Source organism: Actinomadura sediminis (genome assembly GCF_042675525.1).
Lineage (GTDB): Bacteria > Actinomycetota > Actinomycetes > Streptosporangiales > Streptosporangiaceae > Spirillospora > Spirillospora sediminis.
Map to the genome: position 1 here is coordinate 49,444 of NZ_JBHTJA010000028.1, position 17,338 is coordinate 66,781.

The window sequence follows — 17,338 nt, forward strand, 5'->3', positions numbered from 1 at the left end:
GGGAGCCCACCGTGTACGACATGCCGGACGAGATCGACGTCACCGCGGACGGCCCGGTGCGGATCATCACGCTGAACCGCCCGGACGCGCTCAACGCCGTCAACGACCCGCTGCACGCGGGCCTCGCGCGGCTGTGGCCGCGGCTCGCCGCGGACCGCGACGCCCGCGCGGCCGTCCTGACCGGGCGCGGCAAGGCGTTCTCGGCGGGCGGGGACTTCGCCTACCTGGAGGAGCTGCGCGGCGATCCCGAGCTGCGCGCCAGGTCGCTCGCGGACGGCCGCGACATCGTGCTCGGCATGGCGCGCTGCCGGGTGCCGGTCGTCGCCGCGGTCAACGGCCCCGCCGTGGGGCTGGGGTGCAGCCTGGTCGCGCTCAGCGACGTCGCCTACTTCGCGGAGTCGGCCCACCTCGCCGACCCGCACGTGCAGGTCGGCCTGGTTGCGGCGGACGGCGGCCCGCTGACGTGGCCGCTGCACACCAGCCTGCTGTTCGCGAAGGAGTACGCGATCACCGGTGCGCGCATCCCCGCGCGCCGCGCGCTGGAGATGGGGCTCGCGAACCACGTCGTCGACGACCCGCTCACCGATGCGCTGGCGTGCGCGAAGCGCATCGCGGGCCTGCCGCGGCTGGCGGTGGAGAGCACCAAGCGCATCCTCAACATCCAGCTCGAGCGGACCGTGCTCGCGACCCTCGACTTCGCGCTGAACGCCGAGGACCAGTCGTTCCAGACGGACGACTTCGCGGCGAGCATGGCGCGGCTCGCCAAGAACGCGGAGTGACGTGACATGAGAAGGCCCCGGGAGCCGCGCACGGCTCCCGGGGCCTCACGACGGTCTCACTTCGGGGGGAACCGCAGAGCGCCGTCGAGCCTGACGACCTCGCCGTTGAGGTAGTCGTTCTCGCAGATGTGCTCGACGAGCGCCGCGTACTCCGGGCTCTGCCCCATGCGGCGCGGGTGCGGGACCTGCGGTCCCCAGTACGCCTCGAGCCTGTCGCCCGCCTCGCCGTAGGCGGGGGTGTTGAAGGTGCCGGGCGCGATGGTGACCACGCGGATCCCGAGGGGGGACAGGTCGCGAGCCGCGACGAGCGTCATGCCGACCACCCCGCCCTTGGCGGCCGCGTACGGGAGCTGCCCGATCTGCCCCTCGTACGCGGCGATCGACGCGGTGTTGACGATGACGCCGCGCGAGCCGTCCACGTCGTCCTGGCGGCCCATCGCGGCGGCGGCGAGGCGCATCACGTTGAACACGCCGGTCAGGTACACGTCGACGGTCTTGCGGAAGCCCGCGAGGTCGAGGGGGGAGCCGTCCCTGCCCACCAGCCGCCCGCCGGTGGCCGGGCCGCCGTGGCAGTCGACGGAGACGCGCAGCGGGGCGGCGTCCGCGGCGGCGGCGATCGCGGCCTCGACGCCGGCCTCCTCGGTGGCGTCGGTCCGCACGTACCGGACGCCCAGCTCGGCCTCGAGGGCCTTGCCCTTCTCGTCGGCGAGGTCGGCGACGACGACCTTCGCGCCGGCCGCGTGCAGGCGGCGCACGGTGGCCTCGCCGAGGCCGCCCGCGCCGCCGACGACGATCGCGGAGCTCCCGCTGATCTGCATCGGTGTCCCCTCTCTTGCTAATATGGATCTACCTGAGCGAGAATAGCATTCTCATGAACATTGCGATGATCCTCGAAATGGCGGTCTCGGCGGGTGACCGGGTGGCCGTGTCGGCGGGCGACGGGGCGGCGGGCGGCCGCTCCTGCACCGCCTCCGAGCTCCTGCGCCTCGCCCGTTCCGCGGCGCATCGGTTCCGGGAGTACCCGGCGGTCCTGTACCTGGGCACCAACCACCTCGCCTACCCCGTCGCGCTGTTCGGCGCGGCGCTGGCGGGCGTCCCGTTCGTCCCCCTCAACTACCGGCTCGGCGAGGAGCAGCTCCGCGGGCTGCGCGACCGGCACCCCGGCGCCCTCGTGCTGCGCCCCGGCGACCTCGACGGCCTCCTCGACGCGGCGGACCCGCCCGCCGGCGCGGAACCCGGGGAGATGCCGGACGGCGACGAGGTCGCCGTGCTGCTCTACACCAGCGGCACCACCTCGGCGCCGAAGTCGGCGGTGCTGCGGCACCGGCACCTGCTGGCCTACGTGATGAACACCCTCGAGTTCGCGTCCGCCGGGGAGGACGACGCGGCGCTCGTCGCCGTCCCGCCGTACCACATCGCCGGGCTGGCCAACCTGCTCACGAACCTCTACACCGGCCGCCGCGTCGTCTACATGGCGCGGTTCGACGCGGCCGAGTGGCTCGCGACCGTCCGGCGGGAGGGCGTCACGCACGCCCTCGTCGTCCCGACGATGCTCGCCCGGATCGTCGCCGAGGTGGACGGCGACGACGCCGGGACGCCGACGCTGCGCACCCTCGCCTACGGGGGCGCGCGGACGCCGCGTCCCGTCCTCGAACGGGCGCTGCGGGTCTTCTCCGGCACCGGGTTCGTCAACGCCTACGGGCTGACGGAGACGGCGTCGTCGGTCGCGGTCCTCGGGCCGAACGACCACCGCAAGGCGCTCGCCTCCGGCGACCCCGCGGTGCGGGCGCGGCTGGAGTCGGTCGGCCGGGCCGTGCCGGGCGTGGAGTTCCAGATCCGCCGCGACGACGGCGCACCCGCGGAGCCGGGCGAGACCGGGCTGGTCTTCGTCCGCGGCGACCAGATCTCCGGCGAGTACGGGGGCGGCACGGTGCTGGACGCCGGCGGCTGGTTCGCCACCCGCGACCGGGGGCGGCTCGACGAGGGCGGCTACCTGTTCATCGAGGGCCGCGCCGACGACACCATCATCCGGGGCGGCGAGAACATCGCCCCCGCCGAGATCGAGGACGTCCTGCTCGGCCACCCGGGGATCACCGAGGTCGCCGTCGTCGGCCCGCCCGACCCCGAGTGGGGGCAGCGGATCGTCGCGGTCGTCGTCGGCGAGGGCGACCCCGCGGAGATCAGGCGGTGGGCGAGGGAGCGGCTGCGCTCGTCCAAGACGCCCGACGCGATCGTCTTCCGCGCGGAACTGCCGAAGACCGACACCGGAAAGATCCTCCGCCGCACCCTGCTGGCCGACCTGGAGTCCGCACATGCCTGAGACCGCCCCCGAAGCCGTCATCGTGTCCGCGCTGCGCACCCCCATCGGCACCGCCTTCAAGGGGACCCTGCGCGACACCACCGCCTTCGACCTGGCCCACCACGTCGTCTCCCACGCGGCGTCCGGCCTGGCCCCCGACCTGATCGACGACGTGATCCTCGCCGAGGGCCTCTACGGCGGCGGCGTCGTCGCCCGGCACGCCGCGCTGACCGCCGGGCTGACCGACGTCCCGGGACTCGCCCAGAACCGGCACTGCGCCGCCGGGCAGGCCGCCGTGCAGAGCGCCGCCGCGAGCGTCCGCGCCGGCATGGACGACCTGATCATCGCGGGCGGCGTGAACTCGGCGTCGACCGCGCCGAAGTCGTCGTTCCGGGTGGACGGCGAGTGGACCGACTGGTTCCCGCCCACGCACCCCGACCGGCCGGACGCCCCCAACCGCGACATGTCGATCACCGTCGGCTGGAACGCGGCCGTCGAGGCGGGCGTGTCCCGGGAGGAGATGGACGCCTGGGCGCTGCGCTCGCACCGCAACGCCGTCCGCGCCATCGACGAGGGACGGTTCGACGCGGAGATCGTCCCGATCGGGACGCCGCACGGGACGTTCGCCGTCGACGAGCACCCGCGCCGCGACACCACGCTCGAGAAGCTCGCCGCGCTGAAGCCGCTGCACCCCGAGATCGAGGGGTTCGGCATCACCGCCGGGAACGCCTGCGGCGCCAACGACGGCGCCGCCGCGCTCGTCGTCGCGGGCGGCCGGTTCGCCCGCCAGCACGGGCTGCCCGCGCTGGCTACCGTCCGGTCGTGGGCGTCCGTCGGCGTCGACCCCCGCATCACCGGGCTCGCACCGGTGAAGGCGATCCCGAAGGCGCTGGCCCGCGCCGGGATGAAGCCCGCGGACGTCGACGTGTTCGAGATCAACGAGGCGTTCGCGGCGATGTGCGTCGCGACCGTCGGCCGGCTCGGGCTCGACCCGGACCGGGTCAACGTCAACGGCAGCGGCTGCTCGCTCGGCCACCCGGTCGCCGCCACCGGCGCCCGGATGCTCGTCACGCTGGTGCACGAGCTGCGCCGCCGGGGCGGCGGCGTGGGCGTCGCCGCGATGTGCGCGGGCGGCGGGATGGGGTCGGCCACCGTGCTCGAGGTCCCCGCCCCGTGACGGACACCCCCGTGACGGACACCCCCGTGACGGACGTCCCCGGGCTGGTCGCCGCGGCCCGCCGCGGGTCGCCGCGCGCGGCGGGCCGGCTGCTGAGCCTCGTCGAGGGGGAGCGCCGGGACGAGGTCCTCGCCGCCCTCGACGCCGCGCCGGACCCGGCCTCCGCTCCCGCCTCCGGAGCGGGGGCCGCCCGGGTCGTCGGGCTGACCGGGCCGCCCGGCGCGGGCAAGTCGACGACCGCCGCCGCGCTCGTCGGCGCCTACCGGGAGCGCGGGCTGCGGGTCGCGGTGCTCGCGGTCGACCCGTCCTCTCCGTACAGCGGCGGCGCGCTGCTCGGCGACCGGATCCGGATGGCCGCGCACACCACCGACCCGGGCGTGCTCATCCGCTCCCTGGCGACCCGCGGCCACCTCGGCGGCCTCGCCGCCGCCGTGCCCGCCGCCGTCCGGCTGCTGACCGCGCTGGCGTTCGACCTGGTCCTGGTGGAGACGGTCGGCGTCGGGCAGTCCGAGATCGAGGTCGCCGCCGTCGCCGACCCCACCGTCGTCGTCCTGACGCCGGGGGCGGGCGACGCCGTCCAGGCGGCGAAGGCGGGGCTGCTGGAGGTCGCCGACCTGCTGGTCGTCAACAAGGCCGACCGGGACGGCGCCGCGCGTACCGTCCGCGACCTGCGGACCGAGACGGGCGCGCCGGTGCTCACCCTCGTGGCGTCCGAGGGGACGGGCCTGCCCGAGCTGGTCGAGGCGATCGACGCCCACCACCGCGCCGACACCGCGGAGCGGCGGGCGTCCCGCGCGCACGCGCAGATCCTCTCGCTGGCCCACACGCGGCTGCGCGCCCATCCCGGGCTCGCCCGGCTCGCCACCGCCGTCGCCGCCGGGCGGTACGACGCCTACACCGCGGCGGACCTGCTCCTCCGCCGCTCCCGCGAGCCCGGCGGGACGGCGGAGGAGCGGGAACCCGGGTAGCCGCCGGGCGCGGCCCCGGCCGCGCGCGAGCGGCCCCTCCGTCGGGCTCCCTCAGGTGCGCTCCTTCAGCCGCAGGAGGGCCTCCTGCGCGTAGGAGGCGACGAGGGAGCCGTCCGCCGTGAGGACGTCGCCGCGGCCGAAGCAGCGGCCGTGCGCCAGGATCGGGCTGTGCTGCCGCAGCAGCAGCCAGTCGTCGGTGCGGAACGGCCGGTGGAACCAGACGGTGTGCGAGGTGACGGCCGACGTGAAGGCCGTTCCCGCGTCGTTCTGCGAGACGCCGTCGAGCGGGCGCAGCGCCGTGCCGATGAGCGTGAGGTCGGTGGCGTAGGCGGCCAGGGCCGGCGCGAGCTCCGCGGCGACGGCGGGCGTGCGCATCCACAGCTCGTACTCGGGCGGCCCGGCGGCCGCGGCGTCCGGTTCGGCGGCCGAGCGGGTCTCCCACGGCAGCAGGTCGAGCCTCACCGCGTGCCCGGCGCCGGGGACGGGCGGGACTCCGGGGACGGACTGGCGGCCGGCGCCGTCCTCGGGGGCGTGCAGCGACACCGACGCGGTGGCGATCACCCCGGTCTCCTGCCGGGCGGTGATCGACACGGTCGCGAACGTCCCGCCCTCATGGTGGCGCTCGGCCTCGTACCGGACGGGCTCGTCCGAGCGGCCCGCGCGGGGGAACAGCGCGTGCAGGGACTTGACGGCCTTGTCCGGGCAGACGGCGGCGGCCGCCCGGACGAACTGGGCGAGGAGCTGACCGCCGAACAGCCGGTGGTAGGCCAGCCGCTGGTTGCGTCCGGACAGCCGCGCGGTGGCGGTGTGGGCGGACGGGGGGCCGGAGCCGCCGCCGGGGGCGGGTTCGGGGCCGTCCAGTTCCAGGCAGGCGAGGAGGTCGCGCCACGGATCGGTCACGGAAGTGGGCATACCACTAGTGTAAATCAGATGACCGATAAAAGAGAATGCGATTCTCGCGCGTGGGTCACGCGGTGGCGGCGAACCCCGTGGAGCAGAACTCCCACAGTTCGTCGGCCGTGATCGGGTTGGCGTCCTCGTCGACCGGGGCGCCGTGCGCGATGAACATCACCGTCTGCATCACCAGCGCCGCCGCGCGCCGCGGCTTGACGCCCGCCCGCAGCCGCCCGGCCGCCTCGATCTGCTCCAGCAGCTCGGTGAACAGCGCGAGCAGCGGCGCGTGCGCCGACTTCACCTCGGCCGGGTGCGACACCAGCAGCTGCGGGGCGAAGTCGGTGAACAGCGGCCGCTGCGCCGCCGGGTCGGGCCGCGACAGCTCGAACAGCAGCTCCACGGCCACCTTGAGCCGGTCCATCGGGTCGGCCCGGCCGCCCGCGGCGGCCCGGATCTGCTCGGTCGACCGGCGCAGCGCGTCCTCGAACAGGGCGAGGAGAAGCTCGTGCTTGCCGTCGAAGTGCTGGTAGAAGCTGCGCAGCGACTGGCGGGAGCGGTCGACGACCTCCTGCACGGTGAAGTCGGTGCTGCCCTTCTCCGCGATGATCGCCTGCGCCGCGTCGAGGAACCGTTCCACCCGCTGCTCGGCGCGCAGCCGCGCCGCCTTGGTCGACCGCTCGACCGCGCGGTCCTTCCAGGCCGGCCGGGGGCTCGGGGTGTCCGCCGTCGAATCCGTCTTCTGCACCATGTGTAGAACCTTACTGCACGGTATCGGCAGTCACCGGTACCGGCATCGCACTACGGCGCGCACGGCAACGAGACTATGACTTTCCTAACTCAAGAGTGTCATACCCTCAAGCGCCGCGCAGCGTTACCGATCACAGATCCACGAGCCGCCGCGCCGCCCCCTCCGCGCGCAGGATCCGCCCCGCCTCCCGGGTCAGCTCCCGGGAGCCGCCGAGCAGCCCGTCCAGGACGAGCGCGCGCCGCACGTGCCGGTGCAGTCCGTGCTCCTCGGTGAACCCGATCCCGCCGAGCACCTGCTGGCAGTGCCGGGCCGCCGTCAGGGCCGCCCGTCCGGCCGCGGCCTTGCCCAGCAGCGCCGCCAGGTCCGCGTCCGCCGGGTCGTGCGGGGCGGCCAGCGCGGCCTCGGCCCCCTCGAGCGCGACCAGCGTCTCGGCGAGCCGGTGCCGGACGGCCTGGAACGAGGCGATCGGACGGCCGAACTGCGCGCGGTCGAGCGCGTGCTCGCGCGCGAGGCGCAGCATCGCCCGCCCGGTGCCGGCCAGCCACCAGCCGAGCGCCCGCCGCCCCGCGGCGAGCGGGACCGGCGCGCCGGCCGGGACGGCCCGCAGCGGCAGGTCGCCGTCGAGCACGTCCGCGTCCGGATCCCCGGGCCCGCGCTCCCAGACGACCCACCGGCCGCCCGCGTACGGCAGCGGCGGCGGCGCGTCCCCGAGGGAACGTCCCGCCGCGTGGAGCACCACGTCGTTCAGCACCACGTCGTTCAGCACCACGTCGTTCAGCACTGCGGCGTGCGTCCCGGTCTCGCCGAGCAGCCCGAAGACGAGCGGGACGGCGACGTCCGGCGCGGCGGCGAGCAGGTCGGGCCAGCCGAGCTCGGCGAGGGCCGCGTCGAGCGCGGGCCCCGACGCCGCCGCCATCGTCCTGCGCAGCGCGTCGGCGAGCATCTCCCGCTCGGCCGCGTCCATCGCGGGGGAGTCCATGGTCAGTCCTTCCCCAGGTCGAGGAGACGGCGGGCGATGATGTTGCGCTGGATCTCGGCGGTCCCGCCGTAGATGGTCGCGGCCCGCGAGTACAGGTACTCCGAGCGCCACGGCGTCCCGTCCAGCTCCAGCGTCCCCGGCAGCAGGTCCCGGGCGGTGTCGAACAGCCGCTGCTCGGCGGCGGCCAGCAGCACCTTGTCGACCGAGGTCTCCGGGCCGAGCCGCGCGCCGCCGGCGAGCCGCCGCTGCGTCGCGTGGGAGCGGCAGCGGACGGTGTGCAGCGCGAGGTACGCGGCGCCGAGCGCGGCGTCGTCCGGCTCGGCGGTCTCCGCCACGAGCCGGTCCAGCCGCGAGTACAGATGCGCGATCCGGTGCCAGAAGCAGGTCGAGCGCTCGTGCGGCAGCAGGTCCATCGCCAGCCGCCACCCGTCGCCCGGACGGCCCAGCACGCGCTCGCCCGGGACGGCGACGTCGTCGAAGAACACCTCGGCGAACTCGTCGACGCCGTGCATCGTGCGCAGCGGCCGGACGGTGACGCCGGGGGACTCCATGTCGAGGAAGAACGCCGTGATCCCGCCGTGGCCGGGCGCGGTGCGGGCGAGCAGCACGCACCGCTTCGCGAACTGCGCGAGGCTCGTCCACACCTTCTGCCCGTTGACCACCCAGTCGCCGCCGCGGGGCTCCGCCCGGGTCGACAGCGACGCGAGGTCGCTGCCGGACCCGGGCTCGGAGAACCCCTGGCACCACTGCTCGTCGCCGTTCAGCAGCCGCGGGACCATCTCGGCCGCCAGCGCGGGCGGCGCGTAGGAGATCACCGTCGGGGCGAGGACCTCGATCATCGAGTAGATCCCCGGTTCGGCGAGGTCGCGGGTGGCGACCTCCTCGCCGAGCACCGCGCGGAGAACGGCCGGGCCGCCGAGCCCGCCGACCTCGGCGGGCCACCCGTACCGCATCCAGCCCGCGTCGTAGAGGGCGCGGCGGACGCGGCCGAGCTGCGCGACCTGCCCGCCGAAGTCCAGGCCGGGCGCGGGGGACAGGTCGTTGGCGTCCAGCCACGCCCGCACCCCCGCCCGGAACCACGCGACGTCCATGTTCCCGCCGGCCGCGCCCGGGTCGGTGCCGCTCATGCTCCCGCGCGCCGGTGCGCGTGCGGACGCCCGGAGTCGTGCGCGCCGCTGCGCCGGATGAACGTCATCGCCCGCGTCCGCAGCCGCCAGCCGTCGCCGGTCCGCGCGTAGGTGTCGCTGTAGTACCCGATCCGCATCTCGTGGGTGGCGTGGTCCACGAAACAGAGCGGCTGCGTGCCGGTCGCGGCGTCGCCGTCGATCTCGACCGCGGCCGTCCCGGTGAGGAACAGGCCCTTGGGCGCCGCCTCGACCAGCTCGGGGAACTCGTCGAGCCGGTAGGTGTCCCCGAAGGCGCTGTACGTGCCGTCCGGGGTGAACACCCGGAGGAGCCCGTCGATGTCGCCGCGGGTGATGGTCACCGCGTACCGGGCGAGGAGCTGCTGGATCTCGACGTGGTCCTCGACGGCACTCGCCGACGCGCTACTTCTGGACAAAGACCTTGCCGCCCTTCATCACGAACCGCACGTCCTCGGTGACGGCGATGTCCTGCAGGGGATCGCCGGGGACGGCGATGACGTCGGCGAGGAGCCCCTCGGCGAGCCGTCCCCGGTCGGTGACGCCGATCAGCTCGGCGGCCCGCACGGTCGCCGCGCGCAGCACGTCCGCGGGGGCCAGGCCGCGCTCGACCAGCGCCGCCAGCTCGAAGGCGTTGCGGCCGTGCGGGATCGCGGGGGCGTCGGTGCCGACCGCGATCTTCACGCCGGCCTTGTAGGCGGCCAGCACCGACCGCCGCGCCTTCGGGAACATCTCCGCGGCCTTCGCCTTCAGCTCGGGCGCCGCCTTCGAGACGTCCATGCCGTCGGCCAGGGCCGTGGTCGGGACGAGCCAGGTGCCGCGCTCGACCATCAGCGAGATCGTCTCGTCGTCGATGAGGAACCCGTGCTCGATGCAGTCGATACCGGCCTCGACGGCGTTGCGCACCGCGTCCGCGCCGTGCGTGTGCGCCGCGACCCGCAGGCCGCGCCGGTGCGCCTCGTCGACGATCGCGCGCAGCTCCTCGTCGGAGTAGTGCTGCGCGCCCGGCGTGCCGGTGTGCGACATGACGCCGCCGGACACGCACACCTTGATCAGCTTCGCGCCGTGCTTGATCTGGTACCGGACCGCCCGGCGCACCTCGTCGACGCCGTTGGCGATGCCCTCCTCGACCGACAGCTGCAGGACGCCGGGCGCGAACGCCGCGAACATCGTCGGGTCGAGGTGCCCGCCGGTCGGGGTGATCGCGTGCCCGGCCGGGACGATCCGGGGCCCGTCGATCCAGCCCGCGTCGATCGCCTTGCCGAGCGCGACGTCCAGCAGGTAGCCGCCCGTCTTCACGAACAGCCCCAGGTTGCGGACGGTCGTGAAGCCGGCCCGCAGGGTGCGGCGCGCGTTGCCGACGGCGCGCAGCATCCGCAGCGGCGGATCGTCCTGGACGGGCGAGTACTCCAGCGTCTCGCCGCGCCCGCCCATCAGGAGGTTGACCTCCATGTCCATGAGGCCGGGCAGCAGGACCGCGTCGCCGAGGTCGATGACCTCGCCCTCGGGCGGGCCCCCGACCCCGGCGATGCGGTCGCCGTCGATCCGCAGGATCCCCGGCCGGACGATCTCGCCCGCGTCGACGTCGAGGAGCCCGCCCGCTCTCAGCGTGAGCATGTCAGACCACGGGCTCCACGATGAGGTCCAGGTACGCCGCGCCGCTGTCCGGGACGCGGGCCTGCTTCCACACCTCGACGGGGAAGGACACCATGACCAGGCCCTGCATGAGGTGCATCAGCGTGCGGGCGTCCTCGGGCAGGTCGTCCAGCGGGTGCTCGTCGATGTACGCGATGGCGTCCTCGAGCCGGGGGAACGCCGCGTCGTAGAACGCCTGCATCTCCTCCATCGAGCTCTGGAGGCGCTTGGCGTACCGCTCGGGCTCGGTGGCCAGGGCCCAGCCCGCGTACGGCTCGAGGTCGGCGAATTCAGCGGGCAGCGGCATCGCTGTGCTCCTTGACGTGGTCACGGGCGACTTTGTGCAGGTGACGCAGGAGGATCTCCTGGTCGTTGAGGGGGAACTCGGTGACGGCGCGGCCCTTGAGCATCGTCTGCGTGGCCTCGAGGGTGTTGGCGTCCTGGAGCGCGTACTCCTTGAACGTCACCGCCGCGAGCTCGTGGCCGAGGCGCTCGCGGGCGTTCTTCGGCGGGACGAAGTAGAGGCTCGCCTCGAACACGTGCCGGTCGACGGCGGTCGGCCAGTAGTGGTACGTCAGGTACCAGCCGGGCGCCCAGACGAGCAGCATGAAGTTCGGGAAGAGGACGAAGGAGTCGCTGCCCCACGCCTTGTGGCGGGCCGGGTTGAGGCTGGGCGGCAGGTCGTCGAGACCGTCGATGTCGGGCCGGTCCCAGGGGCCGAACAGCCCGCTGCGGAGCACCCGCTCGATCGGCTTGACCATCTTCGGGTCCTTGGGCGGGGACATGCCGCCCCAGGACGAGATCATCGAGTGCGGGCCGTCGAGCTTGTAGTGCAGCGCCTCGTAGCCGTAGCTGAACAGCTTGTCGGCCTCGTCCTTGACGGCCTGCTTCTGGTGCAGGACCGGCGCGTGGTAGAACTCGGCGAACGCGTCGATGAACAGCTTCCAGTTGCTGCCGATCTCGGCCCGGTAGCTGTACACCTCGGTCATCTCGTGGAAGGGGTAGCCCTCCAGGCCCTTGGCCATCTCGCCGAGGTAGTCCGTGAGCGGCGCGGCGTCCGGGTCGAGGTTGACGAAGACGAACCCCTCCCAGACCTCGCAGCGCACGGACTTGAGCCCGTAGTCGGCCTTGTCGACGTCGAAGAACTCCTCCTCCTGCTGGATGAAGGTGAGCTCTCCGGCCAGGTCGTAGCGCCAGGCGTGGTACTTGCAGGTGAACTGGCGGCAGGTGCCCTTGACCTCCTCGCCGGGGTAGTCGTTCCAGACGAGCTTGTTGCCGCGGTGCCGGCACACGTTGTGGAACGCGCGGATCTGCTTGTCCTTGCCGCGGACGATGATGAGGGACGTGTCCGCGGCGGCGAGCTCCTTCGTGAAGTAGCTCCCGACCTTGGGCACCGACTCCACGCGGCCGACGTTCAGCCACGTCCGCTTGAAGATCGCCTCGCGCTCGGCTTCGTAGTGCGCGGGGTCGATGGAGTCGTTGTAGTCGACGGGTGCCGTGCCCAGCTCGGGATAGTGCTCCGTCCAGCTGCCCGCGGCGGGTTTCGGGAAGTGAGGCAAGGGTCCGACCTCTCGTGCCGTTCCTTCTCGCTGACGAGAATGGCATTCTCATTTGTGGGTCGTAGGTTCTCACGGGTGGCCGCGATCGTCAATCCGCCGGGCGCCGCCCGTTCGCCGGGCCCCGCTGAGCGGTTGATTCTCGCAAAGTGAGAAGATAGTTTCCGCAGCGAGAGGAAGGAAGGACCGTCATGACGTCACCAGAACCGGCGCTGCGCCCCGGGACGCAGCTCGCCAGCACGGTGTGCACGACGAAGGTGGTGGTCGTCCGGGCTCCCGCGCAGTGCGCCCCGGTGATCGCCTGCGGCGGCAGCCCGATGGCCGCCGCGTCCGGCGCGCCCGCGAAGCCGGCGCCGTCCGGCGACGCCGCCGACGCCACGCTCGTCGGCAAGCGCTACGTGGACGACGCCGGGACGGTCGAGCTGCTGTGCGTGTCCTCGGGCGCGGGCGAGCTGACCTGTGACGGCGCGCCCATGACCATCAAGGCGGCCAAGCCGCTGCCCGCCTCCGACTGAAGGACCGCCCTTGCCATCGCCACAGACGCCGTCGCGGCGCACCCCGTCGCAGCGCACCCCGTCGCGGCGCGCGCCCTCGCACCGGACGCCCTCGCCGCGACCGGCCTCACCGCACGGGCGCCCGCGGGCCGTGGAGGCCCGGTGAGCGGCCTCGTCCTGACCGAGCGGCGCGGCCACGTGCGGGTGCTCACGCTCAACCGTCCCGAGGCGCGCAACGCCCTCGATCCCGCCGCGATGGCGGAGCTGTCGGCCGCGCTGCGCGCCGCCGACGACGATCCCGCCACGCGCGCGATCGTCCTGACGGGCGCGGGGACGGTGTTCTGCGCCGGGCTCGACATGAAGGCGTTCGCCCGGGGCGGCGACGTCAAGGGACTCGTGTGGTTCTACCACCGCAGCGTCGCCACGCCGGTCGTCGCGGCGCTGAACGGTCCCGCGCTGGGCGGCGGCTTCGAGCTGGTGCTGGCCTGCGACCTGGTCGTCGCGGCGGAGGACGCCCGGCTCGGGACGACCGAGGTCACGCGGGGGCTGTTCGCCGGCGGCGGCGGGACGACGCTCTCCCAGCGGATCCCGATGGCTCTCGCCCTGGAGATGGGCCTCACCGGCGACCCCGTCACCGCGGACGTGGCACGCGAGTACGGGCTGGTGAACCGCGTCGTCCCCGCCGAGCGCGTCCTCGCCGAGGCGCTCGCGCTGGCGGGCCGGATCGCCGAGAACGGCCCGCTCGGCGTCGCGATGACCAAGAAGCTGATGCGGCAGCGCCGCTGGTGCACGCCGGACGAGGTGAACGAGGTGTTCGGCAGCGCGGACGCCGAGGAGGGGGCCCGCGCCTTCGCCGAGGGCCGCGCGCCGCAATGGACGGGAAGGTGACCACGCGGTGGACTTCGAGCTGAACGACGAGCAGAAGCTGTTCCGGGAGACGCTCCGCGACTTCGCCGACAAGGAGATCGCGCCGGTCGCCCCCGAGTGGGAGCGGACGGGACGGTATCCCACGGAGATCGTGGCGCGGCTCCGCGAACTCGGGCTGTTCGGCCTCAACGTGCCCGAGGAGTACGGCGGCCTCGGCGCCGACCGCGTCTCCTACGTGCTCGCGTTCGAGGAGGTCGCCCGCGCCTGGCTCGGCGCGGCCGGGCTGTTCGGCCCGCACTCGGTCGCCTGCGTGCTGATCGCCCGGCACGGCACCGCCGCGCAGAAGGAGCGGTACCTGCCCCGGATGGCGACCGGCGAGCTGCGGTCGGGGATCTGCCTGACCGAGCCCGGCGCCGGCACCGACCTGCAGGGCATCGCGACCACCGCCGTGCGGGACGGCGACCACTACGTGGTGACCGGCGCGAAGACGTGGATCACCAACGCGCGCGTCGCGGGCGTCCTGCCCGTCCTGGTCAAGACGGGACGGGCCGAGCGCGCCCACGAGGGCATGTCGGTGCTGCTCGTCGACACGTCCTCGCCCGGCTTCACGGTCACCCGCGACCTGCCCAAGCTCGGCTACAAGGGGCCCGAGACCTGCGAGCTCGTCCTCGACGAGGTGCGGGTGCCGGTCGCGGACCTGCTCGGCGGGGAGGAGGGACGCGGCCTGCAGCAGGTCCTCGGCGGGCTCGAGATCGGCCGGATCAACATCGCCGCGCGGGCCGTCGGCGTCGCGCAGGCCGCCTACGAGGCGGCGCTCGGCTACTCCCGGGAGCGGGAGGCGTTCGGCCGGCCGATCTCGAACTTCCAGGCCATCCAGCTGAAGCTCGCCGACATGGCCACCGAGATCCAGGCCGCGCGGCTGCTGACCTACTGGGCCGCCGACCGGGCCGAGAAGACCGGCGGCCGGGTCGACATGGAGGCGGGCATGGCGAAGATGTACGCCTCCGAGGCCGCCATCCGGTGCGCGCTGGAGTCGATGCGCATCCACGGCGGTTACGGCTACTCCGCGGAGTTCGTCGTCGAGCGGCTGTACCGGGACGCGCCCCTCATGGCGATCGGGGAGGGCACGAACGACGTCCAGCGCCTGGTCATCGCGAAGGCCCTCGTGTCCGGTGGGGGACGCCTGGGCTGGTGACCGGCCCGCGCGCGACGCGCGGAAGGCCCCCGGACGGCGACCGTCCGGGGGCCTTCCGCGTTCCCGGCGGAACCTCCCGGATCACGGTCACGTGACCCTTGTCACAGCGCCGCCAACCGACCTAATGTGTGTTCAGTAGGTTTCTGGAAGGAGTCCTCCGGTTGACCGAACAACGGCCGTACGCCGCCCTCCTCGCGAAGGGTGAGGACCGCAGGCAGCGGATCCTGACCGCCGCGCAGCGACTGCTGAAGCGGCACGGATGGCGCGGCATCACGCTCGGGCGGATCGCCCGGGAGGCCGGGGTGAGCCCGGCCGGCCTCCTGCACCACTTCGAGTCCAAGGAAGCCCTGCTCCACGCCGCCGTCGACGCGCGCGACGCCTACGACGAGGCGCACGCCGACATGGACGCCGACATCATCGAGCAGCTCGAGGGAGTCGCCGAGCGGTTCCACCGGGAACCCGACCTGGTCGGCATGTTCGCCGTCCTCCTGATGGAGAACCTTGACCCCGACGATCCGCTGCACGACCGCATGTTCGGCCGCTACCGGGCCTCCGTGCGCACCATCGCCGAAGGCATCCGGCGCGGCCAGCGCGCCGGCCGGTACCGCGCCGACGTGGACGCGGACGTGAAGGCCGTGGAGATCGTCGCCTTCCTCAACGGGATAGAGACATCATGGCTGCTGGACCCTTCGATTCCGCTGACCGAGGTCTTCAAGGAGTACACCGGGTCGCTCGCCCGGCAACTCGAACCCGCCGCCGGTACACCCTGAGGCACCATCTCGTCGTGATCGCCCCGAGCATGCTCGGCGGCGTGCGCTTCGCGGGCGGCTGGGTGTTCGACCGCGCGGCCGCCGGGTGGGACGTCACCGTCCTCACCGCGGACGGCGCCGGGTCCCGCGCGCTGCGCATCCTCGGCGCGCGGGGCCTCGACCTGGAGATGGCCCTCAACTCCCAGGTGCGCGGCCCCCGGCCGCGGGCCCTCGCGGTGGACGCGGCGCTGTACGAGTCCGACGAGCGGATCCGGCACCGGCTGATCGGCGTGCTCGACAGCGGCATGGAGATACTCCTGTGGGGCGGCCGCCGGGCCGCGTACGCCGGCGAGGTCCCCGGCTGCGTGCAGCACCGGCTGAGCGGTGCCGCGCGCGCGTTCAAGGCGCACGCCCTCGCCGCCGCGGCGGCGTCGCCGGGCCGCGTCCACCCGCAGTGCCCGCCCCCGGACCGCGCCACCGGCGACCGTCCGCCCGCGGACGGGTCGGCCGCCGATCCCGCGACCCGTCCGACGGAGATCTTCTGGCCGGCCGAGAGCCTCCGCCCGTCCGGGGCCCCGATCGCCTGATCCGGTCTCCCGACCGGCCCTCCCGCGCGCCCGCGCGCCCGTTCCCTGCGTCTGCACGCCCGTTCGCTCGTCCTCGCGCGTCCCTCGTTCGCCCTCGCGCGCCCGCCGCGTCGGTGCCGGACCGCGGTCGGCGTAGACTGAGCGGCGGTTCAATCGGCTGATGGCCGGTTCGGGTGCGCGAGGCGGCAAGGAGGGTGCGGTGACGGAGAGGGAAGCGGCCGGCGTCACGGAGGAGGGTGCGGCCGCGCCGGAACGGCTCAGCCCGCGCGAGGTGCGCCGCCGCCGGCGGATCGAGCTGGGCCGCGAGCAGATGCTGGAGACGGCCGAGGAACTGTTCGCCGAGCGCGGCTACTACGCGACCAGCCTGAAGGACGTCGCGCAGCGGTGCGAGTTCTCGGTGGGCTCGGTCTACTCCTTCTTCGACAGCAAGGAGGCGCTGTACCTGGCCGTCCTGATGCGGCGGGCGCCGGGACGGCTGGACGAGATGAAGCGCCTCGCCGCGGCCGCGGGAACGACCGCGGGCGAGCGTTTCGTCGCGCTGGTCACGGCGGAGCTGGAGCACCGCCGCAAGTACCCGGCGTGGGCGCGGCTGCACGCCCAGATGACCAAGGCCGGGAGCCGGGACGTCGCCGACGTCCCGCCCGACTACAAGGACTTCCACCGCGAGACGGTGCGGATCCTGGCGGGAGTCGTCGCCGACGGGCACGCCGACGGGACGATCCGGCCCGGCGACCCGCACGCCCTCGCGCGCATGTGCAGCGCGCTCGTCGACAGCTTCACGCTCATGGACCCCATGGTCAGCGACGAGCCGGAGGGCATCGGCGCCGAGGAGTTCCTGACGTTCGTCCGGGAGACGTTCACCGTCGCGTGAGCACCGTCGCGTGAGCACCGTCGCGTACGCCGGCGCGGCCCCGGGGGCGCGGGCGTGCGCGCCTCGGGGCCCGGTCGTCGGCCGCGGGCGATCACCCGCGCGACCGGTCTCCGCCTCGATCTCCGCGGCGCCCGCCGTGCAGGCGTCCAGGTCGCGGCAGGCGATGACCACGTCGAAACTCGTGATGCCCGCGGGGTGAGGAGGCGTCAGCCCGTCCAGACCTCGCGCACGTTGCCGGAGGCGAGCTCCGCGAGGGCCTCCCGGAGCGGCGTGTGCAGCAGTACCAGGTCGGCGGGCGCGCCCGTACGGACGCGGCGCGGCGCCCCGCCCGGCGCGCCGGGCGCGGTGAGGTACGCGCGCAGCGCGGCCGCCGGGCCGATCGCCTCGTCCGCCCCGAG

Annotated in this window: 20 protein-coding genes; 10 read left to right on the top strand and 10 right to left on the bottom strand. The window is 74.1% G+C overall.

Going from position 1 to position 17,338, the window contains the following annotated elements; genetic code table 11:
• The first annotated feature begins 20 nt into the window (after positions 1-20).
• Positions 21-779 carry an enoyl-CoA hydratase/isomerase family protein gene (locus ACFQ11_RS16365; RefSeq protein ID WP_378299345.1) on the top strand — a complete coding sequence of 253 codons (759 nt, stop codon included), beginning with the start codon at positions 21-23 and terminating at the stop codon, positions 777-779.
• Between the two features lie 56 nt (positions 780-835).
• On the opposite strand, the gene ACFQ11_RS16370 is transcribed toward ACFQ11_RS16365, so the two are convergent.
• Positions 836-1,597, bottom strand: coding sequence for an SDR family NAD(P)-dependent oxidoreductase (locus ACFQ11_RS16370; protein WP_378299304.1), 762 nt, complete (start codon positions 1,595-1,597; stop codon positions 836-838).
• A 53-nt stretch (positions 1,598-1,650) separates the two neighbouring features.
• Here ACFQ11_RS16370 and ACFQ11_RS16375 point away from each other — a divergent pair, with 53 nt between their 5' ends.
• From ACFQ11_RS16375 to meaB, 3 genes are read left to right on the top strand one after another with little or no spacing between them, the layout of a single operon-like run.
• On the top strand, positions 1,651-3,099 hold the full coding sequence (locus ACFQ11_RS16375; protein WP_378299306.1) for a class I adenylate-forming enzyme family protein: 1,449 nt from the start codon (positions 1,651-1,653) through the stop codon (positions 3,097-3,099).
• Positions 3,092-4,255, top strand: a complete 1,164-nt coding sequence (locus ACFQ11_RS16380; protein ID WP_378299308.1) for a thiolase family protein — start codon at positions 3,092-3,094, stop codon at positions 4,253-4,255. The genes ACFQ11_RS16375 and ACFQ11_RS16380 overlap by 8 nt, the downstream gene beginning before the upstream one ends.
• An 11-nt stretch (positions 4,256-4,266) precedes the next feature.
• Entirely contained in the window at positions 4,267-5,223 is a 957-nt protein-coding gene (gene meaB, locus ACFQ11_RS16385; RefSeq protein ID WP_378299310.1) for a methylmalonyl Co-A mutase-associated GTPase MeaB, read from the top strand.
• Between the two features lie 51 nt (positions 5,224-5,274).
• Here meaB and ACFQ11_RS16390 read toward each other — a convergent pair whose 3' ends face one another.
• The 8 genes from ACFQ11_RS16390 to ACFQ11_RS16425 all read right to left on the bottom strand — a co-directional run bounded on the left by ACFQ11_RS16390 (position 5,275) and on the right by ACFQ11_RS16425 (position 12,180).
• On the bottom strand, positions 5,275-6,135 hold the full coding sequence (locus tag ACFQ11_RS16390) for an acyl-CoA thioesterase (protein WP_378299312.1): 861 nt from the start codon (positions 6,133-6,135) through the stop codon (positions 5,275-5,277).
• A gap of 55 nt (positions 6,136-6,190) precedes the next feature.
• Positions 6,191-6,865 (bottom strand): TetR/AcrR family transcriptional regulator, encoded by a 675-nt coding sequence (locus tag ACFQ11_RS16395; RefSeq protein WP_378299314.1) that lies wholly within the window; start codon positions 6,863-6,865, stop codon positions 6,191-6,193.
• Between the two features lie 130 nt (positions 6,866-6,995).
• On the bottom strand, positions 6,996-7,844 hold the full coding sequence (locus ACFQ11_RS16400) for an acyl-CoA dehydrogenase family protein (RefSeq protein ID WP_378299316.1): 849 nt from the start codon (positions 7,842-7,844) through the stop codon (positions 6,996-6,998).
• A 2-nt stretch (positions 7,845-7,846) separates the two neighbouring features.
• Positions 7,847-8,971, bottom strand: coding sequence for an acyl-CoA dehydrogenase family protein (locus ACFQ11_RS16405; RefSeq protein ID WP_378299318.1), 1,125 nt, complete (start codon positions 8,969-8,971; stop codon positions 7,847-7,849).
• The gene (locus ACFQ11_RS16410; protein WP_378299321.1) at positions 8,968-9,405 is read right to left on the bottom strand and encodes a nuclear transport factor 2 family protein; all 438 of its coding nucleotides are present in this window, start codon (positions 9,403-9,405) and stop codon (positions 8,968-8,970) included. Before ACFQ11_RS16410 ends, ACFQ11_RS16405 begins: the two co-directional genes overlap by 4 nt.
• Complete coding sequence (locus ACFQ11_RS16415; RefSeq protein WP_378299323.1) at positions 9,392-10,603, bottom strand: metal-dependent hydrolase family protein; 1,212 nt, start codon at positions 10,601-10,603, stop codon at positions 9,392-9,394. The genes ACFQ11_RS16410 and ACFQ11_RS16415 overlap by 14 nt, the downstream gene beginning before the upstream one ends.
• Before the next feature lies 1 nt (position 10,604).
• Positions 10,605-10,928 (bottom strand): hypothetical protein, encoded by a 324-nt coding sequence (locus ACFQ11_RS16420; RefSeq protein WP_378299325.1) that lies wholly within the window; start codon positions 10,926-10,928, stop codon positions 10,605-10,607.
• Positions 10,912-12,180, bottom strand: a complete 1,269-nt coding sequence (locus tag ACFQ11_RS16425) for an aromatic ring-hydroxylating oxygenase subunit alpha (RefSeq protein ID WP_378299327.1) — start codon at positions 12,178-12,180, stop codon at positions 10,912-10,914. Before ACFQ11_RS16425 ends, ACFQ11_RS16420 begins: the two co-directional genes overlap by 17 nt.
• Positions 12,181-12,368: 188 nt before the next feature.
• Here ACFQ11_RS16425 and ACFQ11_RS16430 point away from each other — a divergent pair, with 188 nt between their 5' ends.
• The 6 genes from ACFQ11_RS16430 (at position 12,369) to ACFQ11_RS16455 (ending at position 16,940) form a co-directional block, all read left to right on the top strand.
• On the top strand, positions 12,369-12,692 hold the full coding sequence (locus tag ACFQ11_RS16430; protein WP_378299329.1) for a hypothetical protein: 324 nt from the start codon (positions 12,369-12,371) through the stop codon (positions 12,690-12,692).
• A 141-nt stretch (positions 12,693-12,833) separates the two neighbouring features.
• Entirely contained in the window at positions 12,834-13,559 is a 726-nt protein-coding gene (locus ACFQ11_RS16435; RefSeq protein WP_378299331.1) for an enoyl-CoA hydratase-related protein, read from the top strand.
• A gap of 7 nt (positions 13,560-13,566) precedes the next feature.
• Entirely contained in the window at positions 13,567-14,733 is a 1,167-nt protein-coding gene (locus ACFQ11_RS16440; protein ID WP_378299333.1) for an acyl-CoA dehydrogenase family protein, read from the top strand.
• Between the two features lie 161 nt (positions 14,734-14,894).
• Entirely contained in the window at positions 14,895-15,503 is a 609-nt protein-coding gene (locus ACFQ11_RS16445; protein WP_378299336.1) for a TetR/AcrR family transcriptional regulator, read from the top strand.
• Between the two features lie 14 nt (positions 15,504-15,517).
• On the top strand, positions 15,518-16,069 hold the full coding sequence (locus ACFQ11_RS16450) for a hypothetical protein (protein ID WP_378299338.1): 552 nt from the start codon (positions 15,518-15,520) through the stop codon (positions 16,067-16,069).
• Positions 16,070-16,268: 199 nt separating this feature from the next.
• Positions 16,269-16,940, top strand: a complete 672-nt coding sequence (locus ACFQ11_RS16455) for a TetR/AcrR family transcriptional regulator (protein WP_378299340.1) — start codon at positions 16,269-16,271, stop codon at positions 16,938-16,940.
• A 206-nt stretch (positions 16,941-17,146) separates the two neighbouring features.
• Here the strand turns inward: ACFQ11_RS16455 and ACFQ11_RS16460 are convergent.
• On the bottom strand, positions 17,147-17,338 hold a 192-nt coding region (locus tag ACFQ11_RS16460; RefSeq protein ID WP_378299343.1), incomplete at its 5' end, for a hypothetical protein.